20 protein-coding genes are annotated in these 23,337 nt (G+C 41.4%); 7 read left to right on the top strand and 13 right to left on the bottom strand.

Going from position 1 to position 23,337, the window contains the following annotated elements; all coding sequences use genetic code 11:
* The first annotated feature begins 1 nt into the window (after window position 1).
* The 7 genes from BR73_RS0105845 to BR73_RS0105815 all read left to right on the top strand — a co-directional run bounded on the left by BR73_RS0105845 (window position 2) and on the right by BR73_RS0105815 (window position 9,166).
* On the top strand, window positions 2-2,410 hold the full coding sequence (locus BR73_RS0105845; RefSeq protein ID WP_242860631.1) for an ABC transporter permease: 2,409 nt from the start codon (window positions 2-4) through the stop codon (window positions 2,408-2,410).
* 4 nt (window positions 2,411-2,414) lie between these two features.
* Entirely contained in the window at window positions 2,415-3,173 is a 759-nt protein-coding gene (locus tag BR73_RS0105840; protein WP_033164764.1) for an ABC transporter ATP-binding protein, read from the top strand.
* Between the two features lie 166 nt (window positions 3,174-3,339).
* A complete protein-coding gene (locus tag BR73_RS0105835; protein ID WP_033164763.1) occupies window positions 3,340-4,026 on the top strand; it encodes a response regulator transcription factor in 687 nt (228 codons plus the stop codon).
* Window positions 4,013-5,002 carry a HAMP domain-containing sensor histidine kinase gene (locus BR73_RS0105830; protein ID WP_033164762.1) on the top strand — a complete coding sequence of 330 codons (990 nt, stop codon included), beginning with the start codon at window positions 4,013-4,015 and terminating at the stop codon, window positions 5,000-5,002. Before BR73_RS0105835 ends, BR73_RS0105830 begins: the two co-directional genes overlap by 14 nt.
* Window positions 5,003-5,084: 82 nt before the next feature.
* The gene (locus BR73_RS0105825) at window positions 5,085-5,771 is read left to right on the top strand and encodes an ABC transporter ATP-binding protein (RefSeq protein ID WP_033164761.1); all 687 of its coding nucleotides are present in this window, start codon (window positions 5,085-5,087) and stop codon (window positions 5,769-5,771) included.
* Window positions 5,771-8,311 (top strand): ABC transporter permease, encoded by a 2,541-nt coding sequence (locus tag BR73_RS0105820; protein WP_033164760.1) that lies wholly within the window; start codon window positions 5,771-5,773, stop codon window positions 8,309-8,311. The genes BR73_RS0105825 and BR73_RS0105820 overlap by 1 nt, the downstream gene beginning before the upstream one ends.
* Window positions 8,312-8,455: 144 nt before the next feature.
* The gene (locus BR73_RS0105815; RefSeq protein WP_033164759.1) at window positions 8,456-9,166 is read left to right on the top strand and encodes a DUF6062 family protein; all 711 of its coding nucleotides are present in this window, start codon (window positions 8,456-8,458) and stop codon (window positions 9,164-9,166) included.
* A gap of 220 nt (window positions 9,167-9,386) precedes the next feature.
* Here BR73_RS0105815 and BR73_RS0105810 read toward each other — a convergent pair whose 3' ends face one another.
* The 13 genes from BR73_RS0105810 to clpX all read right to left on the bottom strand — a co-directional run bounded on the left by BR73_RS0105810 (window position 9,387) and on the right by clpX (window position 23,053).
* On the bottom strand, window positions 9,387-10,244 hold the full coding sequence (locus BR73_RS0105810; RefSeq protein ID WP_033164758.1) for a DUF2225 domain-containing protein: 858 nt from the start codon (window positions 10,242-10,244) through the stop codon (window positions 9,387-9,389).
* Between the two features lie 14 nt (window positions 10,245-10,258).
* Window positions 10,259-11,974 (bottom strand): glutamine--tRNA ligase/YqeY domain fusion protein, encoded by a 1,716-nt coding sequence (locus tag BR73_RS0105805; protein ID WP_347463197.1) that lies wholly within the window; start codon window positions 11,972-11,974, stop codon window positions 10,259-10,261.
* Between the two features lie 59 nt (window positions 11,975-12,033).
* Window positions 12,034-13,107 (bottom strand): histidinol-phosphate transaminase, encoded by a 1,074-nt coding sequence (gene hisC, locus BR73_RS0105800; RefSeq protein WP_033164757.1) that lies wholly within the window; start codon window positions 13,105-13,107, stop codon window positions 12,034-12,036.
* 54 nt (window positions 13,108-13,161) lie between these two features.
* Window positions 13,162-14,349 (bottom strand): pyridoxal phosphate-dependent aminotransferase, encoded by a 1,188-nt coding sequence (locus BR73_RS0105795; protein WP_033164756.1) that lies wholly within the window; start codon window positions 14,347-14,349, stop codon window positions 13,162-13,164.
* 401 nt (window positions 14,350-14,750) lie between these two features.
* Window positions 14,751-15,371, bottom strand: coding sequence for a cytidylate kinase-like family protein (locus tag BR73_RS0105790; RefSeq protein WP_033164755.1), 621 nt, complete (start codon window positions 15,369-15,371; stop codon window positions 14,751-14,753).
* Window positions 15,372-15,449: 78 nt separating this feature from the next.
* On the bottom strand, window positions 15,450-16,160 hold the full coding sequence (locus BR73_RS0105785; RefSeq protein WP_033164754.1) for an ABC transporter ATP-binding protein: 711 nt from the start codon (window positions 16,158-16,160) through the stop codon (window positions 15,450-15,452).
* Between the two features lie 12 nt (window positions 16,161-16,172).
* Window positions 16,173-16,931: an ABC transporter ATP-binding protein gene (locus tag BR73_RS0105780; protein WP_033164753.1), complete on the bottom strand. Its 759-nt coding sequence runs from the start codon at window positions 16,929-16,931 to the stop codon at window positions 16,173-16,175.
* A 16-nt stretch (window positions 16,932-16,947) separates the two neighbouring features.
* Complete coding sequence (locus tag BR73_RS0105775; protein ID WP_051685000.1) at window positions 16,948-17,955, bottom strand: branched-chain amino acid ABC transporter permease; 1,008 nt, start codon at window positions 17,953-17,955, stop codon at window positions 16,948-16,950.
* Between the two features lie 7 nt (window positions 17,956-17,962).
* Window positions 17,963-18,841: a branched-chain amino acid ABC transporter permease gene (locus tag BR73_RS0105770; protein WP_033164752.1), complete on the bottom strand. Its 879-nt coding sequence runs from the start codon at window positions 18,839-18,841 to the stop codon at window positions 17,963-17,965.
* Window positions 18,842-19,044: 203 nt separating this feature from the next.
* A complete protein-coding gene (locus BR73_RS0105765) occupies window positions 19,045-20,226 on the bottom strand; it encodes an ABC transporter substrate-binding protein (RefSeq protein WP_033164751.1) in 1,182 nt (393 codons plus the stop codon).
* 327 nt (window positions 20,227-20,553) lie between these two features.
* Window positions 20,554-20,817: a hypothetical protein gene (locus BR73_RS0105760; protein ID WP_156034620.1), complete on the bottom strand. Its 264-nt coding sequence runs from the start codon at window positions 20,815-20,817 to the stop codon at window positions 20,554-20,556.
* Between the two features lie 31 nt (window positions 20,818-20,848).
* The gene (locus tag BR73_RS0105755) at window positions 20,849-21,526 is read right to left on the bottom strand and encodes a hydrolase (protein WP_033167127.1); all 678 of its coding nucleotides are present in this window, start codon (window positions 21,524-21,526) and stop codon (window positions 20,849-20,851) included.
* An 87-nt stretch (window positions 21,527-21,613) separates the two neighbouring features.
* Window positions 21,614-23,053, bottom strand: a complete 1,440-nt coding sequence (gene clpX, locus BR73_RS0105750; protein WP_033164749.1) for an ATP-dependent Clp protease ATP-binding subunit ClpX — start codon at window positions 23,051-23,053, stop codon at window positions 21,614-21,616.
* Between the last annotated feature and the right edge of the window lie 284 nt (window positions 23,054-23,337).

Genomic DNA, 23,337 nt, shown 5'->3' with positions numbered 1-23,337 from the left:
AGTGCTAATAGTTTTGTCCTATGTAATCCTAAGACAAAATCTGAATACACAAGACATATACAGAAAAGGGGGTATATATATGTATAATAAAATGATTAAGAATGATGTACGTAAAAGTAAGCTGATTACCATCACAATTACAGTGTTTATCCTCATTGCTGCCATGCTTACGGCTCTGGCTGCATCACTGACATTAAACCTGTTCGGCGCTATCGACAATATGCTTCTTTCATCAAAATCGCTCCATTACATGCAGATGCACACAGGCGATGTAGATATGGAACAGTTACATAGCTTCGCGGATGCGAATGACAGCGTAGAGGATTATCAGGTATTGGAGTTTCTCAACATCGATGGTTCAGATATTGTCATCGGGGATGATACCCTTGCCGGAAGCATACAAGACAACGGTCTTTGCGTGCAAAGCGAGAAGTTTGATTTTCTGCTTAACTTAAATGGTGATGTCATCCATCCCGCAAATGGTGAAATCTATGTCCCCATCTATTACAGACAGGAAGGAAACGCAGTGCTTGGGGATACGGTGACAATCCACGGAATTTCCTTTACCATCGCTGGTTTTTTGCGGGATTCGGTTATGAACGCGGCACTGGTAAGCTCCAAGCGGTTCCTTGTGAACCAGACGGATTTTGAAAGAGTCCGTGCATTCGGGCAGTTAGAGAATCTAATTGAATTCCGGCTGAGCACAGACATTTCCTTCCCGGCTTTCGAAGCAGCCTATCAAGGTGCGGGGCTTCCGGCAAATGGTCCTCCACCTATCACCTATACTCAGGTGAAGATGATAAATGGTATTACGGACGGCATCATGATTTCCGTGCTGATGTTGATTGGAGCCCTTGTGATCCTCATGGCATTTTTGTGTATTCGCTTTACGTTATTGACCAAAATAGAAGAGGATTATAAGGAAATAGGTGTACTGAAGGCGGTTGGGATGCGGGTAACACAGATTAAGAAGCTCTACCTTATGAAATACGGCGCTATTGCGGGTGCAGCCTGCGGGCTGGGTTTTCTGGCTTCCCTGCCGCTCCAAACTCCTTTCATGAAAAACATCCGATTGTACATGGGTGAAAGCGGCAGCCCGCTACCCGGCCTGTTTTGGGGGCTTTTAGGGGCAATGCTAATCTGCGGGAGTGTCATGTTGTATGTAAACAGCGTGTTGCGGCGCTTTAGTAAAATATCCGCGATACAGGCGATTCGATTCGGTGCCCCACAGGAAAAATCGAAATCATCCAGAAACCTCTGGCTGAGTAATAACAGGCTCTTTTCCAGGAATATCTTTCTTGGAATCAAGGATATTCTTACCCGGAAAAAACTGTATGTCACCATGTTGATGGTTCTGGTCATTTCCTCTTTTCTTATGGCTGTGCCTCAAAATATCAGCAGCACAATTTCTGCGGAAAACTTTATCACCTACATGGGTATGGGCATTTGTGACGTAAATATCGGGGTGATGCGAACACAGGTAGAGGACGTACCGGGAAAGGCAGAGGAAGTTGCTGACATGCTGTCTAAGGATAAGAATGTTGAAAATTATGCTAAGTTCACCGGCATGATGCTGGACCGAAAAGCAGACAATGGAACGCTAGAGAAGCTGCGTGTGACAATTGGTGACTATTCCGTCTTTCCTATTACCTACTCCAAAGGCCGTGCACCACAACTAGAAACAGAGCTCGCCCTCTCTGCCCTTAATGCCAAGGACCTGAACAAAACCCTCGGAGATGAAATTATTTTAATTGTTAACGGTGCAGAAAAGCACCTTACAGTCTGTGGGATTTACTCTGATGTCACCAATGGCGGACGAACAGCACAAGCCATTTTTGCTGCAAAGAACGAAGATATTTTAAGCGTTGGAATTGCTGTTACCTTCCGCGACCGCCAAGGTGTAAAAGCAGCAGTATCACAGTACAGGGCGCAGTTACCCTTTGCAAAAGTTACCGGTATCGATGAAAGCATTGGGCAGATGCTCGGCTCTATGCGAAACGCCATCCGGATTGCTTCTGTTGTTGCTACCATAGTAACCGTCCTGCTAACACTACTGGTCACAGTACTATTCCTTAAAATGCTGGTGGCGAAAGACCGATATCCCATCGCCATTCTGAAAGCAATGGGCTTCACCAGTGCAGATATACGCCGTCAGTATCTTACACGCTCCATCACTGTGCTGATACTGGGCTTAATCATCGGTACGCTTCTGGCAAACACACTGGGAGAGCTTGTCGGCGTGGCAATCATTTCTTCCTTTGGTGCAACTACCTTTCATTTTGTAGTAAATCCCTGGTTTATCTACCTCGGTTCACCTCTGCTGCTTACAGGTTGCGTTGTCGCTGCTACCATGCTTGGAATTTCTAGCATCCAGGCATTAAAAATTTCACAGCATATTAAGGAGGCTTAATATAATGAATAATATCATTACTGGTAAAAATCTTATAAAAATCTTTGGCAAGGGGAACGAACAGGCAAAGATACTAAACGAAGTTAACGTGGACATAGCAAAGGGTGAATTTGTCGCAGTAATGGGGCCGTCCGGTTCCGGGAAATCCACTCTGCTATTCGTGCTCAGCGGTATGGATGAGCTAACAAGCGGATCAGTTAAATTTGGAGATACCGAACTATCTAAGCTTCGGGAAAACAAGCTTGCAGATATTCGTCGGACTCAAATGGGCTTTATATTTCAACAGCCCACAATGCTTAAAAACCTGAATCTTTTGGATAATATCCTTCTCCCCTCTGCAACTGAGGGCAAAAAAGATAAAGCAAAGCTTACGCGAAAGGCGAAGACCCTAATGAAGAAAACGGGACTTGACGGGCTTGAGAGCAGGGATACTTCGGAGGTTTCGGGCGGTCAGCTCCAACGGGCCGGAATCTGCCGAGCCCTGATGAATAGTCCTAAGATTCTTTTTGCCGACGAACCGACCGGTGCGCTCAACTCCAAATCAGCAGAGGAAATCATGGGATTGTTGGTGGATATCAACAAAGAAGGCACAGCCATATTGCTTGTGACTCACGACCCGAAAGTCGCGGCTAAAGCTGACAGGGTTCTGTTTATGAAAGACGGAAATATCGCTGCTGAACTAATGCTTCAGAAGTTCAACGGCAGAGATATGGAGGAACGAAGGGAAAAGGTCCTCACCAGGATGGCTGCTGCAGGTATATAGACGCAATTAAATATCACAAAAACTCCTAGACACAAAAGCTCGCCTCGGCTTGTATATTTCCGTCAAAAGAAATATGATAGAGTTATGGAGGTAATATGTATGAACGATAAAACGAAAAAAAACCATCAATTTAGGATTTACATACAGGAAAGGAAGATAAACAAAAATGAAACAGATATTCTTGGTTGAAGACGATAAAACGATTGCTAAAAACCTTACCCTGCTGCTCCGTTCAGAGAGTTTTACCGTCGCCCATGCCTCTACTCGGAGTGAAGCTCTTGCCATGCTTACTGGGAATAAGTTTGATTTGGCGCTTGTTGATATTTCCTTGCCTGACGGAAATGGATTTACAGTTTGCACAGAAATAAAGAAAACATGGAATATTCCCGTTATCTTTCTGACGGCATCCGGTGATGAGGCGAGTGTTGTTACCGGTCTGAACATTGGTGCAGAAGACTATATTACAAAACCTTTTCGTCCACGTGAATTGATTGCACGAATTGAAACCGCCTTACGAAAAGGCCGGCGTTCAGAGTATGATTTTCAAATTAATAAGCTACATGTTGATATAGCAAACGGCATTGTTAAAAAAAATGGCAGCGAAGTTTTTCTTTCCGCCTTAGAATATCGTTTGCTGCTGGTGTTCATAAATAACGCCAAAACCATCCTCACTAGGAGCAGGCTGCTTGATGAGTTGTGGGACGCGGCAGGTGAGTTTGTCAATGATAATACACTGACTGTATACATCAAACGTTTGCGGGAAAAGATAGAGGATGACCCGGTAAATCCTCAAATCATATTGACTGTTCGTGGTACTGGGTATCGATTGGGTGAAGCATATGCTCAGGAATAGAGAGGTTCGGCAGTTTGTCATTTTGTTCTCCGTGTTGTCTGCTGTTTTTATCATAATTGGCTTTACAATCAATATGGCATCAGGAATCCTTGCTACTGCCTCTGCCACCGTCTTTGGTACAGCATTTTTTACCTTTACCAAAGCCAGGTACAAAAGCATTTCCCAGATTTCTCATCAAATCGATCTTGTACTTCATAACGCTGACCATCTGTATATTGGTGATTCGGACGAGGGTGAGCTTTCCATCCTCCATAGTGAGATTACAAAATTGCTGCTGCGCCTTCGAGAGCAGAACGATGCATTGAAAAAAGAAAAAGAACATCTTGCCGAATCACTAGCCGACATAGCCCATCAGCTTCGGACCCCGCTCACATCTGCAAACCTTATTCTGTCCTTGCTAGAGAATAACCCTGATGAAAAGGAGCGGAAAGCATTTATACGTGAAACAGAGGAATTGCTTGTCCGGATGGACTGGCTACTCACTTCCCTGCTAAAGTTATCCCGCCTGGACGCAGGTATCGTAGTGTTCCAATGCGAACAGGTAGATGTAAACCATCTTGTAAACGCTGCTCTTCGCCCGTTACTAATCCCAATGGAGCTTCACAATATTGATTGGAAAACTGACATACCGAAAGGGATAATGATACAGGGAGATTCCGGTTGGCTTTCAGAGGCTATTCAAAATATTCTTAAAAATTGTGTGGAAAGTGTAGGCGATAACGGAAAGCTTGAAATTGTTTGTGTAGATAACCCATTATTTACCGAGATTTCCATTCATGATAGCGGTGCGGGTTTTGAAAAAAAAGATCTGCCCTGCCTGTTTGACCGGTTTTACCGGGGCAGTAAAACAAACGCTACAGGATATGGGATTGGACTCGCTCTCAGCAAGATGATCATAACGAGGCAGGGTGGAACGATTACCGCAAAAAATCATCCCCAGGGTGGCGCGGTATTTGTCATTCGTTATCCAAAGTGACGATTCTCTCACCGGATTGTCACCGAATTGTAAGCTTAAGGGTCTATTATATGAGTTAAATATAGGAAAGGAGACTCACATAATGGAGTTTTTAAAAATTGAGAATCTAAACAAGGTCTACGGCAAGGTTGAAAACCAGGTTACTGCCCTTGACAATGTTTCCCTTACCATCGAAAAGGGGGATTTTACCGCAATCATCGGTTCCTCTGGGTCAGGCAAGTCCACACTGCTTCATAGTATCGGCGGCGTTGACGTGCCCACAAGCGGAAAGGTGTATTTGGAGGGGCAGGATGTATATAGTCAAAGCAATGAAAAGCTAGCCATTTTCCGCAGAAGGCAGGTCGGACTGATTTACCAGTTCCACAACCTCATACCCACTTTAAATGTAGTGGAAAATATCACCTTGCCTATTCTGATGGACAAACGCAAGGTCAACACAGAGCGGCTAAATGACCTGCTTGAAATGCTTGGTCTGCAAGACCGCAAAACCCATTTACCCAATCAGCTTTCAGGCGGTCAGCAACAGCGTGTTGCTATCGGGCGGGCTTTGATGAACGCTCCGGCGGTCATGCTTGCTGATGAGCCAACAGGCAGCCTGGACAGCCGTAACGGACAGGAAATCATCAAGCTTCTGAAGGAAAGCAATAAAAAATATGGGCAGACCCTGCTTCTGGTTACCCACGACGAAAACATTGCCCTGCAGGCAAACCGCATTATTACAATTGCTGATGGAAAAGTGGTGCGGGATGAGAAGCAGGTGGCACGCTAATGAACATCTTTCATAAAGTTGCCCTGCAAGGACTTAAAAAGAGCCGTACCAGAACACTCGTAACAATCGTCGGAGTTGTTCTTTCAACCCTTATGATTACCGCAGACGCTACCTTCGCGGTGTCCCTGCAAAACTATATGTTAAGGGGTGCTGTTGCCAAATATGGCAATTGGCATATCGAAATCCCGGATACCGATTCCTCCTTTATGCTGAAACAGGAAGAGGACAACCGGGTAGCAAATGCTATAGCGCTGCAGAACATCGGTTATGCTACCTTGGAAGGTGGAAATAATCCCGACAAGCCATATCTTTTTATCAGCGGGTGGAGCAAGCAGGCCCTGGATACGTTGCCCATCAAGCTGCTTTCCGGCAGACTTCCAAAAGACAGCAGCGAAGTCGTGATACCAGCACATATTGCCTCAAACGGTGGTGTAAAAATTTCGTTGGGAGACACTCTTACCCTCCCCGTTGGCAGCCGAATGAAAGGTGATCAGAAGCTCAGTCAGCATGATTCCTATTCCCATGGAGATGAAAGACTTGTTACTGCATCAGAGAGAACATATACGGTTGTCGGCATCTGCCAACGACCGGCAATCGAGGAGTATAATGCTCCCGGATACACCTTAATAACAACAGAGGATACAGGTGCCTCGGACAGCCTTGCAGTTTTTGTCACACTGAAGAACCCCTATCAGGTTCATTCTTATGCAAAAAGCATATCCGACAATTACAGTTACGTTCTAAACGATAATGTACTGCGTTTCATGGGACTTTCCGGGGAAAAGATAATTACAACCCTTCTGTACGCCATTGGAGGTATTCTGATTTTCCTGGTTATGCTCGGCTCGGTATTCCTGATTTATAATTCATTCAACATCTCACTGAATGAACGCACACATCAGTTTGGAATTCTTATGTCGGTAGGTGCCACAGAAAAACAGCTGCGCAATTCCGTGCTGTTTGAGGGGCTTTGCATTGGTTTAATTGGCATTCCCATCGGTATTTTAGTTGGGATACCAGGTATCAGGCTGGTACTTACTCTTGTGGCAAAGAATTTCGCAAATGTTATGTATAGCAATGTACCGTTGACCCTGGTGGTGTCTGTTCCTGCTCTTGTTGCTGCTGCAGTTATCAGTATGATTACCATTCTGATTTCAGCCTATATTCCTGCAAAAAAAGCCGCCGGTACCCCTGTGATGGTGTGTATCCGCAAGACAAATGAGGTTAAGGTGGATGCTCAATCCATAAGAACATCAAAGTTAACGGAACGTCTTTATGGTTTGGAAGAAATACTTGCGCTTAAGAACTTTAAGAGGAACAAGCGGCGTTATCGCAGTATTGTCCTTTCACTTACCTTAAGTGTCGTGTTGTTTGTGTCGGCAAATTCCTTTGGAACCTATCTGAATCAGATTGCGGAGAATTCATCCGTGGTAGTTGAGGAATATGATATCTGTTTCTATACACAGGACATGGAGGAAAGCGATCTGTTCCAGCTTTATGACAAGCTGAAAACTGCCGACGGGGTTACCGAAAGCACTTATCAGGCCCTCTCGTCCTATTCCTGTGTGCTCAATGCAAATGATTTATCAAGCCATTTTATCGAAGAGTACGGTGAAATTATCGGTTATGATGGGGCAAGTGAAACGGTAGAAGTACAATTAGATGTTCAGTTTGTTGAGGACAGTGTCTATCAGAACTTGTTAAAAGGCCTCGGTCTGTCCTCAGAGGAATACAGCGGGCAGGATAAAAAAATGGTCATGGCAGGAATACTGCCCGGGAGTTGGTATACCCAGGAACAGCCTATGGAATTTTCGATCCCTTCAAAGAATGGAGACCAGACGAAAACGATATCTGCAACCTTTATAAAGGACTACCCGGATCTGTTGCCTGCACAGCCTGGTGAGTGGCCCGGATACTCGCTTATGGTGATTGCTCCTTACGAGGTAAAACCCCAGTTTGATGCACTAGGTGCGACTATAAGGCCTACAAAGCTTGGTATGACCTTTAAATCAAATAATCCTGGTCAGTCTACAGCGGCCATGAAAACCATGATTGATGGAGTCAGCCTTGCTGCCGGCTATAATCTCTACAATGTCTATGAGATACTTGAACAAAACCGTAATATAACTTTCATTGTAAATCTTTTTTCGGTTGTTTTTATTGCGATGATTTCGTTAATTGCAGTTGCCAATGTCTTTAACACGATTTCCACGAATATTAAGCTGCGCAGGCAGGAATTTGCCATGCTCCGTTCTGTGGGGATGTCTGACCGGGATTTTAATAAGATGATGCGCTTTGAATGTACTCTCTACGGAGCGCGGACGATGCTTTGGGGGCTGCCTCTCTCAGGTATCCTTTCCTGTCTGATTTATAAGGGTATGGTTACCGGCGGCGGAAATGTTGGTTTTGTGTTCCCTTGGGCCAGTATGGCAATCAGCTTGTGCGGTGTACTCTTTCTTGTTTTTATTACAATGCTGTATGCCATAAACAAAATAAAGAAAGAAAATATTATTGACGCGCTGCGGGATGATATGACTTGACTCTAAACCAATATCATATGCCTCGAGTAAACCAGCTTGTACAATCTCTTTCCACATGCTATACTCTTAGTAAGTATTTTAACCATCTCGGTTTCATGCAATAAATCCGCAACTTAACATTGAAAGGAGTACAAAAGCATATAAATGAAAGAAAAATTATACACCATACCGGTTAACGATGCCTTTGACAGTGAATGTGAATGTCCCGTCTGCTTTATGCGAAAAACCCTGGAAGATAATGCAGTTGAATTTACTATGGGCCCAAGTTATATGGAGGACGATGTAAGAGCTGAAACGGATAAAATCGGCTTCTGTAATTATCACCTTAGCAAGATGTATGAGAATCAGAATCGTCTGGGTCTTGCGCTTATGCTAAAGACTCATATGGATAAAACAATAAAGGATCTGGAGCAGATATCTCTTAAAAAAGTAAAGGGACCCGGGTTATTCAAAAAGAATACGGAAGCCTCTCCCGTAAAAGAATACACAGATAACCTGAAAAACTCCTGCTATATCTGCAATAAAGTCGAGAATACCTTTAAACTATATATAACCACCTTATTTTCTTTATATAACAGCGAAGAAGCTTTCCGCCAGAAATTCAAAACTTCAAAGGGTTTTTGTAACACTCATTTCGGCCTGCTCCATGAGGTAGCTCCTAATCATTTAAGCGGAGATAAGTTAGAAAACTTTTTGAAAGAATTAAATCAGGTCTATTTAGAGAATATGAAACGAGTACGAGATGACCTGGAATGGTTTATTGATAAATTTGATTACCGTTATGTCAATGAGCCCTGGAAGAATTCAAAAGATGCACTGCCAAGGTCCATGACCAAAACCAATAGTACGCTATAAGGTACAAAACAGACCGGCGGCGGGATATCCAGCTATAAGTAATAGCTTAAGATATCCTGTCGCCGGTCTGTTCTGTCAGTCTATATATTTGAATAAACTACTGTAAACTTCGTAATTTTTTCCTTATTCGGGGGGCAAATTACCTTATTTTTTAACCTGTTTACATCTGAATCGGTTATTTAATGAAGAAACTTGATTTGATAAATGAATTAAAATTCATTTATGCATTCTCTTCATCCAGTTTGAGCATATCTTTTAATTCTCTTGCCTTGGACTTAATACGCTCATTGGCATCTCTGGAAATAAGAACTCTTGAAATCCATCTGCTGGATTCCTCCAGTCTGCCGCTTCTTCTTGCAAGGTCAGCAATCAGATACATCATGGTATTCTCATCCATACCGCATAAGGGGAAGGATTCCTTTGAGAACGCTTCCATAAATCCATCACAGGCATTTTTGATAAATTCAAACTCTTCATCATGAAGATTCTTGATTTCTTTCCTGATTGCCTCTGTCTGTTCCTGTTCAGCTAAAGATTCTGCCTTCCCTCTGAGCAGCCAGGCTGTCTTTAAACAGGTATAAGCTCTTTCACTGATTTTTCCTTTTTTTACAATGGTATTTACCAAAGCAAGCTTATGCCTTGAAATTGCTTCATCATAAGAAAGCACTTCGCCTTCTGCTGCCAGGCCTTTAAAGGATGCTGATATATTTTCTTTAATCAGCTTCGCCTGGGGTGAGGTCATATAGTTATAGAACCTGTTCAGTGCAGCATAACCGCAATGAGGGCATGCAATAACGTCATATTTAAGAGAATCCATATGCTGGTATTTGGGACGTAAGTCCGTATCAGCGGAGATTAACTTAACCTTACCGGTTTTTACTGTTTTGGTTTTGAAGCTTTTATCACAAACAGGGCAATTAAAGGATTTCTCAAAGATAAAATCAGATTCCACTACCTGAACCTTCTCTTCGCCGCCACCCTGCTCTGCCTTTTTTGCTTTTTCATCTGTTGCGTATACATCCAGTCCGGACATTTTACCCAGACCAAATTCCTCTAATCCTGAAAATATGTTAGCCATACTACTCTCCTCCTTTACTCAGGCTTGTATGAACTCTTTAATGACACAATTCTGTTAAATACCAGATTTTCTTCTGTCGAATCTTTTGAGTCCACACAAAAATATCCGTTTCTTAAAAACTGGAAACTGTCATAAGCTTGTGCCCCTTTTACACTTTGCTCAATACGGCAGTCTCTTAATACTGTAATAGAGTTGGGGTTTAAATTAAGACTTCCGTCTTCATTATATACCCCTTTCTCTTCATCGACAATATTTTCATATAACCTTACCTCAGCTTTTACAGAAGTTGTTGCCTCCACCCATTGGATGGTCCCCTTAACTTTTCTGCCGCTGAAACCGGACCCGCTTCTGGTCTCCGGGTCGTAGGTTGCATGAACTTCCGTTACGACTCCATTTTCATCAGTTACATAATCTGTACAGGTAACAAAATAAGCATTCATAAGTCTTACTTCATTGCCTGGGAACAGACGAAAATATTTCTTCGGAGGTTCTATCTTAAAATCTTCTCTGTCTATATAAAGCTCTCTGCTAAAAGGAACCATTCTCGTACCCATTTCTTCATTTTCCTGATTATTGGATACTTCCATCTGTTCCACCTGGCCTTCGGGATAGTTTGTGATAATTAACTTCACAGGGTCCAGAGCCGCCATAACTCGAGGTTTTTTAAGCTTTAAATCTTCTCTGATACAATATTCTAACATGGAATAGTCCACTGAGCTCTGGCTCTTAGATACACCGCAAAGCTCCATGAACATCTTAAAGGATTCCGGCGTAAAGCCTCTTCTTCTTAAGGCACTGATGGATACCAGTCTTGGATCATCCCAGCCATCAACGATTCCGTCTTCTACCAGCTTCTTTATGTATCTCTTTCCGGTGATAACATTGGTAAGATACATTTTTGCAAATTCTATCTGTTTTGGAGGATTCTTATATTCCAGTTCTGTAACCACCCAGTCATATAATGGTCTGTGATCTTCAAATTCCAGAGTACAGATTGAATGGGTAACGCCTTCTATAGCATCTTCAATGGGGTGTGCGAAATCATACATAGGATAGATACACCATTTATCCCCTGTGTTATGATGAGTCATTCTGGCAATACGGTATATAATCGGATCTCTCATATTAATATTAGGAGAAGCCATATCTATTTTCGCCCTGAGGACTTTGGAACCATCTTCATATTTGCCGTCTTTCATCTCTTCAAACAGCTTCATATTCTCTTCAATGGTTCTGTCCCTGTAAGGACTTACCCTGCCTGGTTCGGTTAAGGTTCCTCTGTATTCTCTCATTTCTTCTGCTGTCAGATCACAGACAAAAGCTTTTCCCTTTTTAATCAGCTTAACTGCACCTTCATACATCTGTCCAAAGTAATCTGATGCAAAGAATAATCTGTCTTCATAATCTCCGCCAATCCACTTAACGTCTGCTATAATAGACTCTACAAACTCAGTTTTTTCCTTGGTGGGATTGGTATCATCAAAGCGCAGATTGAATTTTCCGCCATATTTCATTGCCAAACCGTAGTTCAGCAAAATGGACTTGGCATGTCCAATATGCAGGTACCCATTAGGTTCAGGAGGAAAACGTGTTACTATATTGGTACAGCGTCCCTCTTTGATGTCTTTTTCGATAATCTGCTCAATAAAATTCTTTGAGACAGTCTCACTTTCAGCCGGATTCATCTCACCGTTTATTTCTGTGGTTTTGATGTCGAACTCCTTATCCATGGCTGTGTTCCTCCTTTTATCTGGTAAAGTAATAGCTAGTTTATAATAACATAACCAGCTTAATTAGTCAAAGAAGTGACCTTAAGTATTTCTTCCAGAGCAGTCATAAGTGTCTCCATCTCCCGGTCAGTTCCTATGGTAATTCTTAAATAGTTATTAATCCTGGGTTTGTTAAAATAACGTACATATATATTCTTTTCCCTCAGTGCCAGAAATATTTTCTCAGCAGGTATTTCTTTATGAGAAGCAAATATAAAATTCGTCCTGGAATCTGGCATGGAAAATCCGAGCTTTATTAATGCCTCCTTCACCCAGGCTCTGGTATTGATTATTTTATCCAGCATCTCCTTGTGATAAGCCTGATCCTTTACGGCTTCTGCTCCATACAAAAGAGAGGGCAGATTCATTGTATAGGAATTGTAGGAATATTTCACATCATTCATGGCCTTTATCAGGGCAGGTGCTCCAAAGGCATAACCGATTCGTATACCTGCCATGGAATAGGACTTGGAAAAGGTCTGCACCACCAGCAGGTTTTCAAATTCCTCCAGCAGCGACAGAGCACTGACTCCGCCAAAATCGATATACGCTTCATCTACAATAACAACGATTTCACTGTTATTTAATAGTATATCCCTTATAGCCTCTAATTCCATACACAGAGAAGTAGGTGCATTAGGATTGGCTATAACAATCCCACCATTCTTCCTGTAATAGTCTTCTTTACGAACTGAGAAGTCTTCCTGCAAAGGCAGCGTGACATAGGGAATCCGGTATAAACCTGCCCATACCTCATAAAAAGAATAGGTAATATCCGGAAAAAGAATGGGTTCCTCCGCGTTAAAAAAAGTAAGGAAAGCCGTTCCCAATACATCATCGGAGCCAACTCCTACAAAAATCTGCTCCTTATTTACGCCATAGGCTGCACTTAAGGCTTCCGTCAGTTCACTGGAGGTAGGATCAGGATAAAGCCTTAACTTATCCATATCTAATTCCTCCATGGCTTTCTTAACCTTAGGTGAAGGCGGATAGGGATTTTCATTGGTGTTTAATTTAATCATTCCTGGTACACTGGGCTGTTCTCCCGGAACATAGGGCACAACCTTTCTGAAATACTGTTCCCACTGGTTCATAGGTGACCTCTTTTCTTTCACTGGGTATGCTGTCGGAGCATTATACAAGGTATTTTACAGGTTATATTCATCGTAAAGCTTCTGAAAGCCCGGCAGGGCTCCTTCAATGCTGCTCTTTCCCACACAGTAAGCAATGCGGCAATATCCCGGGCAGCCAAAGGCGGAGCCGGGTACTACAAGAATGTTATATTTCTTTGCCCTCTCACAGAAAGCTTTATCATCCTCTTCCAGAGTCTTAACGAACAGATAAAAGGCTCCCTGAGGTTTGACACAGGAATAACCATATTCTATGAGACTATTGTAGAGAAGCTCCCTGTTCTCATTGTATACAGAAACATCTACTTCTGAATCCAGGCATTTTGCAACCACTCTCTGAATAAGAGAAGGCGCATTAACAAACCCAAGTATTCTGTTGGCAACATTAGCTGCAGCGAATATATCTTCATAATCATCTGCTTCCTTTGGTATTACAAGATATCCGATACGCTCTCCCGGAAGAGACAGTGATTTACTGTAAGAATAGCCTACAATCGTATTCCTGTAGTATTTCGTAATATATGGTACTTCTACCTCTCCATAAACAAGCTCCCTGTAAGGCTCATCGGAGATCAGATAAATAGAAGTTTTTAATTCTTCCTGCTTCTTTTCCAATACTTTTGCAAGTTCCTTAATGGTTTCCTCGGAATATACTACACCTGTAGGATTATTGGGAGTATTAACAATAACTGCTTTTGTCTTTGCTGTAATCTTTTCTTCCAATTCTTTCAAATTGGGCATGAAGGTCTGTGTATCTGGGCTGATTACTACCAGCCTGGCATCATAATTATCGGCGTAATTTCTATACTCTCCGAAGAAAGGAGCAAAGGTTATTATTTCTTCCCCGGGATTTATTAACGTCTTTAATATTACATTCAATCCGCCTGCAGCACCAACTGTCATTAAGATGTTCCCTGCATGAAATGAGGTACCATGGTGTTTATTTAAGAAGTCTGCAATTTGCTCCCTTACGTCTTCATACCCGGAATTATTCATATATCCGTGTACCATGTTGGTATCTTCATGGGTTATAATGTCTATTACTGCCTCCCGTACGGAAGCAGGGGGTACCACACTGGGGTTTCCAAGGCTGAAATCAAATACATTCTCTTTTCCGTGAATTGCTGCCAGTCTTTTTCCTTCTTCGAACATTGCTCTGGTAATTGAGCTGTTCTTTACCATAACACTCATTTTTTCAGAAATCATAGATAACCTCTTTCCTTTTTATGTGTCTCATTGTATTTTTATCAGTATAGCATACTGATATTCTTGAATACAAGACATGCCATCGAACTATTTTTTTATGTCCTCGAATAATTGTTTATGACCTCGAACTATTGTTTATGTATTCTGACTGTTTTTTTATGAAGTAAATATATATTCACGAAAAAAGGCTGTTGCATTATAAACAATGATGTTGCAAGAAGCCCCCTGACTTTCCCCACTGCGGCTGAAATACATATACCCAATTTCGTGTGCTATAATCTACAAAACTTGTTTGCGTTTAGTACACAAAATCTGCAATATGTCTTTCAGGCAGTGCATTAAAGGAAATCCAAGGGGCTTCTTGCAGCTTTACATTCGTTTTGCAACAGCCCCTGACATGCTTAATTAAAACGTATATCCAGATAATCTCTGACTATCTTAACGCACTTATCAAAACCCAGCTGCTTGCTGTTCAGGCACAAGTCGTAATTCTTTGCAGCTTCCCAGTCTCTGCCGGTATAATAGCGGTAGTATGCCGCACGGCGTTTGTCTGTCTCAATTATTTTCTTTTCCAGTTCTTTGGCGGGTAAACTAAACATTCCTTCCAGTCTTGTTACACAGTCCTCTAAAGAAGCATGTATAAAGACTTTAACTACATTGTCCATATCCTTTAGGATATAATCCGCACATCTTCCTACAATAACACAGGACTCTTCTTCTGCCAGACGTTTGATAACCTTTGCCTGGTAACTGAACAAATTATCATTGGAGACAAAATCTTCCCTGTCCGGCTGAATCAGCTCGCCTTTATATTCCCTTCTGGCTATACGGTATAACAGGCTTTGCTTCAACTGCTCATCAGCTCTGCCGAACAGTTCCTCGTTAATACCGCTTTCGTCTGAAGCAAGGCGCATCAGCTCCCGGTCATAATAATGGATTCCCAGCTCTTCGGCAAGCATCTTTCCCATTGTTCTGCCGCCGCTGCCGTAACCCCTGGCAATGGTTATTACATAATTTTTCATATTGCCCTCTTTTCTGAATATTCAATCCTCAACAGAATACTCTTTAATCTACTAACTTCTGTCTGTGTACTAAATGTATTACTCACCCAGGTAAGCTTTTTTAACAGAATCATCATTAAGCAGATCACTTGCCTTACCTTCCAGTACAATTTTACCGGTCTCTAAAACATATGCTCTGGAAGCGATGGATAATGCTTTTTTTGCATTCTGTTCTACTAACAGAACGGTCGTACCGCTTTCACTTATTTCCTTTATTATATCAAAAATCTCAGAAACAAACAAGGGAGATAATCCCATGGAAGGCTCATCCATTAATATGATTTTAGGCTGGGACATAAGGGCACGCCCCATTGCTAACATCTGCTGTTCACCGCCGCTTAGGGTTCCGGCTATCTGATTTTTTCGTTCCTTCAATCTGGGAAATCTGTTGTAGACCTTGTTTAAAGTGTTTTCGATTTCCGTTTTGTCTTTTCTGGTATAAGCACCAAGCTTCAGATTCTCATATACTGTCAGTTCTGCAAACACTCTTCTGCCTTCCGGTACATGAGCCATTCCCATGGTTACTATTTTATGGGCAGGTATCTTTGTAAGATCTTTGCCTTCATACAGTACACGGCCTGATTTCGTGCCAAGCAGTCCTGTAATGGAATGAAGTATCGTAGTCTTACCTGCACCGTTGGCTCCGATCAATGCGATAACTTCTCCTTCATTTACTTCAAAGGATACTCCCTTTAATGCCTGAATAACTCCATAATATACATTCAGGTCTTCTATTTTTAACATTGCCATTGTACCCCTCCTTTATTCTCCCAGATATGCGGTAATAACCTCGGGATCATTTAAAACTTCCTCAGGAGTACCGGATGCAAGTTCCGTGCCGAAATTAAGTACCAGTATCTTCTCACAGATACCTGTTACCAGCTTCATATCATGTTCAATTAATAGGATTGTAATGCCATATTGTTTTCTGACCAGCTGTATGGTATCCATTAACTCAGCGGTTTCATTGGGATTCATACCTGCTGCAGGTTCATCTAATAAGAGAAGCTTAGGATTCGTGGCAAGTCCTCTGGCAATTTCTAATTTTCTCTGTTTACCGTAAGGAAGATTTCCTGCAAGATAATCTGCCTCATTGTCCAGATCAAACACTTTCAGGATTTCAAGTGCCTTCTCATCCATCTCTCTTTCTTTTTTGAAATAAGACCCCAGATGAAGAAAACTCTCTGCCAGGGAGTAGGTATATCTGTTATGAAGAGCAGTCTTAACGTTATCAAGGACAGTCATCTTCTTAAATAAGCGAATATTCTGAAATGTTCTGGCAATACCGGACTTACAGATTTCAGAGGGGGATTTCCCCACCATATCTGTACCGTCTAATTTAATAGTGCCATCCGTAGGTTTATATACCCCCGTTAATAAATTAAAGATCGTTGTTTTACCGGCTCCGTTGGGTCCGATAAGACCATAAAGCTGTCCCTTTTCGATGGAAAGGTTTACACTGTCCACCGCCCTTAGTCCTCCAAAGGAGATACCTAAATTATTTACTTCCAATAAACTCATAATTTTTCTCTCCTTTCTATTTGATTCTTGCCTTTAAGGTTGGAAATTTAGGCAGTTTAGGCAGCTTACCGCTGTCCTCCAGCTTCTGACGGATTTCAGAAGAATTAAAGAGCATGATTATAATTAGTGCTAATGCGTAAAGCAACATTCTGTATTCACTGGCATCTCTTAAGAACTCAGGAAGCAGTGTAAGGATAATGGCTGATATAACAGAACCTCTTATGCTGCCCATACCTCCAAGTACTACGATAACCAAAATCTCTATGGATTTATTGTAATCAAAATTTGTAGGCTTTAATACACTTAAGTTATGTCCGAAAAGAACCCCTGCAACTCCTGCAAAGAAAGCAGCTATTACAAAAGCCATGATTTTATAATTACTTACCTTAATACCAATAGATTCTGCTGCTATGGAATTATCCCTGATGGAGCTGATAACTCTGCCGTAACGGGATTTTACCAGATTCGCCAGTACAATCAGAGTAATGATTACCAGAGCATACACCCATTTATAATTTGTATATCTTGGTATACCGCTTAAGCCTCTGGCTCCTCCGGTAAACCCAAGGAAGTTGATTACAGAACGAACAATCTCGCCAAAGGCAAGGGTTACAATGGCAAGGTAATCGCCGCGGAGCCTGAGCACCGGGATACCGATTACTACACCAAGTAAAGCTGCCATGATACCACCGATAATAATACCAATGATGAAAGCCAGGGGACCCGGAAGTCCGGTATGATCCTGTGCAAAAATTGTAAAAAGGGAGCCGGAATAAGCACCGATTGCCATAAAGCCGGCATGTCCCAAAGACAACTCTCCTAAAAATCCAGTTGTAATATTTAAGGATACTGCTAAGATTATGTTAATTCCTACAGGTACTAAAAGGGATTTAAAATGCCTGGTAGCAAAATCCCCTTCCATGACCAGCATAAGCAATATATAAATAATAACTATCACTGCCAGTTTTATCAGATTTTTGCCGTTAAAGATGCTTCCTGTTTTTTTCGCGATATCTTTCCCCATATGCCACCTACACTTTCTCTATACGGTTCTTGCCAAGAAGACCGGAGGGTTTAACCAGCAGAACGATTACCAATACACCAAATACGATTGCATCAGCTAATTGTGTTGATATATACGCTTTGGAAACACTCTCAATTACACCTAAAAGGAGTCCTCCAAGCATTGCACCCGGTACACTTCCAATACCTCCAAGTACAGCAGCTACGAAAGCCTTGATACCAGGCAAAGCACCCAGAGTCGGTTCAACAGACTGGAACTGACAAATAAATATAATACCTGCCACTGCGGCAAGAGCAGATCCAATAGCGAAAGTCATTGATATGGTTCGATTAACATTAATTCCCATTAATTGAGCTGCTGCTTTATCCTCAGAAACTGCTCTCATGGCACTGCCTGCTTTTGTTTTATTGATAAACAAGGTTAGGGCAGTCATACAAATAAAAGTAACCACTAATGTCACCAAGGTTATACCAGGTATGGTTATACCTGCTATTTTAACTGCCTTCAGGTTAATGATAGATTTAAATGTTATTGGATTAGCCGTAAATATTAGCTGGGCTAAATTTTGCAGTAAGTAACTTACACCAATTGCTGTTATAAGAACTGCTAATGGCGGTGCTTTTCTTAGAGGTTTATAAGCAACCTTTTCAATCACAACACCTATAATTGCACATACTAAAATCGTAAATATAACAGCAGGTACCACTGGCATCTTGAGCCTTGCAATAAAAACATACAAACTATATGCACCAACCATGATAATATCACCATGGGCAAAGTTAATCATTTTCGCTATACCGTATACCATTGTATAGCCCAAGGCAATTAAGGCATAGATACTCCCCGACCTTAAGCCGTTTATTAATTGTTCAATAATACTTTCCATATCGACCTCTTTCCTGAATATCCAATCCCGCTTGAACATTCCTTCTTCATAAGCTTATTCGCTTGGCCCGGAAGCCTTCTCCCCAGCTCTTCCGAATAAAGCGAATAGTCTTAAGTTCACCTGATTAAAAGAAAGAATTTGGACCAAAGACAGTTTCCTGTCTTCCGTCCAAAATTCTTTAATTTACAGCTCTGTAAAATATATTACTCTACTGTTTTAGCAGTATATTCTCCGCCTTTGATTTCTACGAATTTAGCACCTTTATTTGGTTCACCGTCAGCATTAAAGGTAACGGTTCCGGTAAGTCCCTTTACTTCAATCTCAGTCATAGCCTTGATTAAATCAGCACTGCTGGTTTTACCGGCTTTTTCAATTGCTGCTTTGATTACATATACGGTATCATAACCATCTGCTGCGAACTGGTCAGGTGTTGCATTGTATTTTTCTTTGTATTTTCCAACAAAAGCCTGTACAGCTGAATCTGAGTCTGTTGCAAGGAAAGGACTTAAGAATACAGCACCTTCCAATACCTTTGTATCTACTACCTTATCGATTACACCATCCCAGCCGTCAGAACCGATAAAAGGAAGTGTGATTCCAAGCTCAGAAGCCTGGGTTGTTATATAAGCTGCATCCTGATAGTATACAGGAGCAAAAACGATCTGTGCATCGGTTCCTTTAATTGATGTAAGCTGTGTATTAAAGTCTACTGCATCGGTTACGAAAGCTTCTTTTGCTACGATTTCACCGCCCAGAGCTTTTACTTCACTTTCGAAAGCCTCTGCTACACCGGTACTGTAGTCATCCGCATTGTTATAGATAATTGCTACCTTTTTATAACCTAAGGTCTCAACTGCATACTTTGCCATTGTCTGTCCCTGAAGAGGATCGGTAAAGCAAAGACGGAAAGCGTTGGGATTCTTGGTCAGGTCTGCTGCTGAACCGGAAGGAGTAATCTGTAAGATTCCATCTGCACTGGTCTGATCAGAAATTGCAAGACCTGCACCACTGGTTACGGTTCCAAGTAAAGCCTGGATACCTTTATCCATTAATGTGTTATAAGCTGCCATAGCAGTATCGCCATCAGCTTCATCATCTTCAAACTGAAGAACTAATTTCAGTGTCTGGTCCCCAGCCTTAACACCGCCTGCATCATTGATTTCCTGAATGGCAATTTCAGCGCCCTGCTTTACAGAGATACCATAGGAAGCTGCTGCTCCTGTTAAAGGTCCTAAACCACCGATTAAAAATGTACCATCTCCGGAAGCTGTATCGCTACCGTCAGATCCTGTACTGTTATTCTTTGTACCGCAGGCTGCTAATGAAGCAACTGCCAAAGTACCTAATAAGCCAAGGCTTACAACTCTCTTTAATAATTTTCTCATAAGTCTCCTCCATCATATTAATATATCTTATACAGCTACAACTTAACCATTGGCATATTAATGCATTAAAGTACTAATGTAAAAACAAAAGCTTATGGTGTATTATAAGCTGCTAAGTAATATATATAGTATATTGAAAAAAGGCGTTCAAAATACAAATACCTTGAACGCCTTTGTTCTGTTTTATCTTACTATTGTCATTTTCATTTGTCAACAAAAAATTGATTAATCGATTCATTCAAATAATCAATCAAGTACCAGGCTGCATAAGTACACGCATTATACTTAGCCGATATTTGTGGTTATGCCGTATGAAAATGTATCAGTTCAAAAATTCTCATAGTTTGCCAGCTCACCGCCGCACTTATCGCAGAAATCAAGACCTGCAAGAGTAATCCCTCCGCAATCAGGACATATCATTTTCTCAGGTAATATCTCCTTCTCAACAATCTCGTACTCCATAGGTTCCGTACTTGACTCCGTATTGCTTTCTGATTCTTCCAGATTTTCTTTTTTTATCGTTTCCTTTACAATGGTAGGAACTGTAGTATGAACGGTTTTATTTGGCTTAGCCGCATTAACCAAACCCATAATTTTCTTCAGGATCACTTCCGGTTACCCCCTAAATAATATGGTCTTCTTCTCTATATTTATTCATCAGCCTTTTGAATATCTCTCCGTTGGTAGGCGGTGTATAGGTTATTGCATTGGCACCTGCCTCAATGGTTTTTAGGATACTTTCTTCTGTAGGCCCACCAGTTGCAATAATGGGTATTTTGGGAAATTCCTCCCTGATCTGTCTAACGATATCATTGGTCCTGCCGGCACCGGATACATTTAAGATATCCGCACCTGCTTCAATTCTGGCACGAATATCCGTTTTCTCAGACACTACGGTAATTACAATGGGAATATCAATTTTCTCCTTTAAATAAAGAATGGTTTCATTGGGTGTAGGCGCATTTAAAACAACTCCTACCGCACCTTGAAATTCAGCATCTTCTGCCAGATTAAGTACCCTGGGACCTTTGGTGGTACCACCTCCGACGCCGCAGAATACCGGGACATCCGAACAGTTTATAATAGAATGGGTGATGATCGGTTGTGGTGTAAATGGATAGACTGCAATAACCGCATTGGCATTACAGTTTCGTATTATAGCTACATCTGTAGTAAATACAAGGGATTTAATTAGTTTTCCAAAGATGCGGATACCACTTGCATGATCGATTGCTTTGGGTACACGAATCATATGTTTGCGTAAAACACCGTCAATTTCCGGCAGAAATTTCTCCTCCATATCTTTTTCCGCGGGCCTTGTATTCACTCCTTACACCCGCGGAATACACCTCTCTCCCTTTTGTTGTTTTATTTATCGCATGTACTTTTATACGGATTCTTCCAGCAGCATATTATTATAACTGCTTCCCCTCATCTCAATCTGAGGTACTCCCTTTTTCTCAATGTAATCTCTGGTAATGGTTACTTTTCCAATGTTGATGTCCTTTGGTATTTCATACATTATATCAAGCATGAACTCTTCAATGATAGCACGCAAAGCTCTGGCTCCGGTCTTCTTCTCCATGGCTTTTTCTGCAATAGCTTCCATTGCGCTTCTGTCAAATTCCAGACGCACCTCATCTAAAGCAAGAAGTTTCTGGTATTGCTTTAAAATAGCATTTCTTGGCTCCATTAAGATCTTGATAAGCATGTCCTTTGTTAAGCCTTCCAGAGAGTATATAATCGGAAGACGTCCTAAAAATTCCGGTATCATACCAAACTCTCTTAAATCCTCTACCGCTACCTTTAACAGCAGGTTCGGATCATCGTCATATTTATCTTTTAAGTCTGCGCTAAAACCAATGGAGGATTGTTTGTTCAGCCTGGCTTTGATTATGGTATCCAGGTCCGGAAAAGCTCCCCCGCAGATAAAGAGAATATTCTTGGTATTTACAGTAGTTAAAGGAACCATAGCATTTTTGCTGGTAGCACCTACCGGTACTTCCACTTCGCTGCCCTCTAAAAGTTTCAAAAGTCCCTGTTGAACGGACTCACCGCTTACATCTCTGTTATTGGTATTCTTTTTCTTTGCAATCTTATCAATCTCATCAATAAAAATGATTCCCCGTTCCGCCTTCTCAACATCATTATCAGCAGCTGCCAGTAGCTTTGATAAGACACTTTCTACGTCATCACCAATATAGCCGGCTTCCGTAAGAGAAGTAGCATCTGTGATAGCTAAAGGCACATCCAGAAGCTTTGCCAGGGTCTTTACCAGGAAGGTCTTACCGCTACCCGTAGGTCCGATCATAAGCATATTGGACTTCTCGATCTCAATATCATCCATGGTATCCGTTGCGACCCTTTTATAATGGTTATAAACAGCTACTGAGAGTACCTTTTTGGCATGTTCCTGCCCAACGACGAAATCATCCAGTTTGCCTTTAATTATATGAGGGGAAGGAATATTTCTTATGTCCATTGTTTTGGCGTTGGTTTCTTCCGTCTCCTCTTTCTTTTTCTTTAACTTCTGACTTTTGGGTACTTCCTTTTGCACATTGTTCATATTCATCATATTAGACGGAAATCCCATCAAATCCATATAAGGCATTCCATTGCTGTTAATGGTGTCAAAGGTCTTCTGCATACAGTCGGAGCAGATACAGATGTTATTTGGTATCCTCATCATCTTTCCAGCTTTGCTCTCGGGCCTTCTGCAGATATAGCAGACTGTCTCGTAATCATCTTTGTCTTTTTTCTCTTTATCTTCTATATTTATATCTTTAAATTCATCCTTTAAATTATCATCCCTTACATCGTCTTTCATTATATCATCTCCTTCTCCTTAAAGCCAGCTTTAAGGTTTTGCCGCTATCACCAGTATGAGGGGGTAAATATTAAATAAATTGATATATTAAATATCTTTAATATATTAAATATATTTTTATATTATAACGTAGCAATTTGTTGTATACAATAGAATAATATTGAATTTTTTCTAAAATAATTATAATAAAAAAACAAACAGGCTGCCATAAAACAGCTTTTTTCAAACAGCTATCTTACCGCAGCCTTTATATTACCTATATTTTTAATCGTTTTATGAATTGG

Origin of the sequence: Clostridium sp. KNHs205 (genome assembly GCF_000702945.1) — a bacterium.
GTDB lineage: Bacteria > Bacillota > Clostridia > Lachnospirales > Lachnospiraceae > Anaerocolumna.
This window is presented reverse-complemented; position numbering and strand designations above follow the sequence as displayed.

Excerpts from the sequence above, each read along its gene's own strand:
- BR73_RS0105840 (WP_033164764.1), top strand. The coding sequence starts at position 2,415 with ATGAATAATATCATTACTGGTAAAAATCTTATAAAAATCTTTGGCAAG.
- BR73_RS0105835 (WP_033164763.1), top strand. The coding sequence starts at position 3,340 with ATGAAACAGATATTCTTGGTTGAAGACGATAAAACGATTGCTAAAAAC.
- BR73_RS0105830 (WP_033164762.1), top strand. The coding sequence starts at position 4,013 with ATGCTCAGGAATAGAGAGGTTCGGCAGTTTGTCATTTTGTTCTCCGTG.
- BR73_RS0105825 (WP_033164761.1), top strand. The coding sequence starts at position 5,085 with ATGGAGTTTTTAAAAATTGAGAATCTAAACAAGGTCTACGGCAAGGTT.
- BR73_RS0105820 (WP_033164760.1), top strand. The coding sequence starts at position 5,771 with ATGAACATCTTTCATAAAGTTGCCCTGCAAGGACTTAAAAAGAGCCGT.
- BR73_RS0105815 (WP_033164759.1), top strand. The coding sequence starts at position 8,456 with ATGAAAGAAAAATTATACACCATACCGGTTAACGATGCCTTTGACAGT.
- BR73_RS0105810 (WP_033164758.1), bottom strand. The coding sequence starts at position 10,244 with ATGGCTAACATATTTTCAGGATTAGAGGAATTTGGTCTGGGTAAAATG.
- BR73_RS0105805 (WP_347463197.1), bottom strand. The coding sequence starts at position 11,974 with ATGGATAAGGAGTTCGACATCAAAACCACAGAAATAAACGGTGAGATG.
- hisC (WP_033164757.1), bottom strand. The coding sequence starts at position 13,107 with ATGAACCAGTGGGAACAGTATTTCAGAAAGGTTGTGCCCTATGTTCCG.
- BR73_RS0105795 (WP_033164756.1), bottom strand. The coding sequence starts at position 14,349 with ATGATTTCTGAAAAAATGAGTGTTATGGTAAAGAACAGCTCAATTACC.
- BR73_RS0105790 (WP_033164755.1), bottom strand. The coding sequence starts at position 15,371 with ATGAAAAATTATGTAATAACCATTGCCAGGGGTTACGGCAGCGGCGGC.
- BR73_RS0105785 (WP_033164754.1), bottom strand. The coding sequence starts at position 16,160 with ATGGCAATGTTAAAAATAGAAGACCTGAATGTATATTATGGAGTTATT.
- BR73_RS0105780 (WP_033164753.1), bottom strand. The coding sequence starts at position 16,931 with ATGAGTTTATTGGAAGTAAATAATTTAGGTATCTCCTTTGGAGGACTA.
- BR73_RS0105775 (WP_051685000.1), bottom strand. The coding sequence starts at position 17,955 with ATGGGGAAAGATATCGCGAAAAAAACAGGAAGCATCTTTAACGGCAAA.
- BR73_RS0105770 (WP_033164752.1), bottom strand. The coding sequence starts at position 18,841 with ATGGAAAGTATTATTGAACAATTAATAAACGGCTTAAGGTCGGGGAGT.
- BR73_RS0105765 (WP_033164751.1), bottom strand. The coding sequence starts at position 20,226 with ATGAGAAAATTATTAAAGAGAGTTGTAAGCCTTGGCTTATTAGGTACT.
- BR73_RS0105760 (WP_156034620.1), bottom strand. The coding sequence starts at position 20,817 with ATGGGTTTGGTTAATGCGGCTAAGCCAAATAAAACCGTTCATACTACA.
- BR73_RS0105755 (WP_033167127.1), bottom strand. The coding sequence starts at position 21,526 with ATGGAGGAGAAATTTCTGCCGGAAATTGACGGTGTTTTACGCAAACAT.
- clpX (WP_033164749.1), bottom strand. The coding sequence starts at position 23,053 with ATGAAAGACGATGTAAGGGATGATAATTTAAAGGATGAATTTAAAGAT.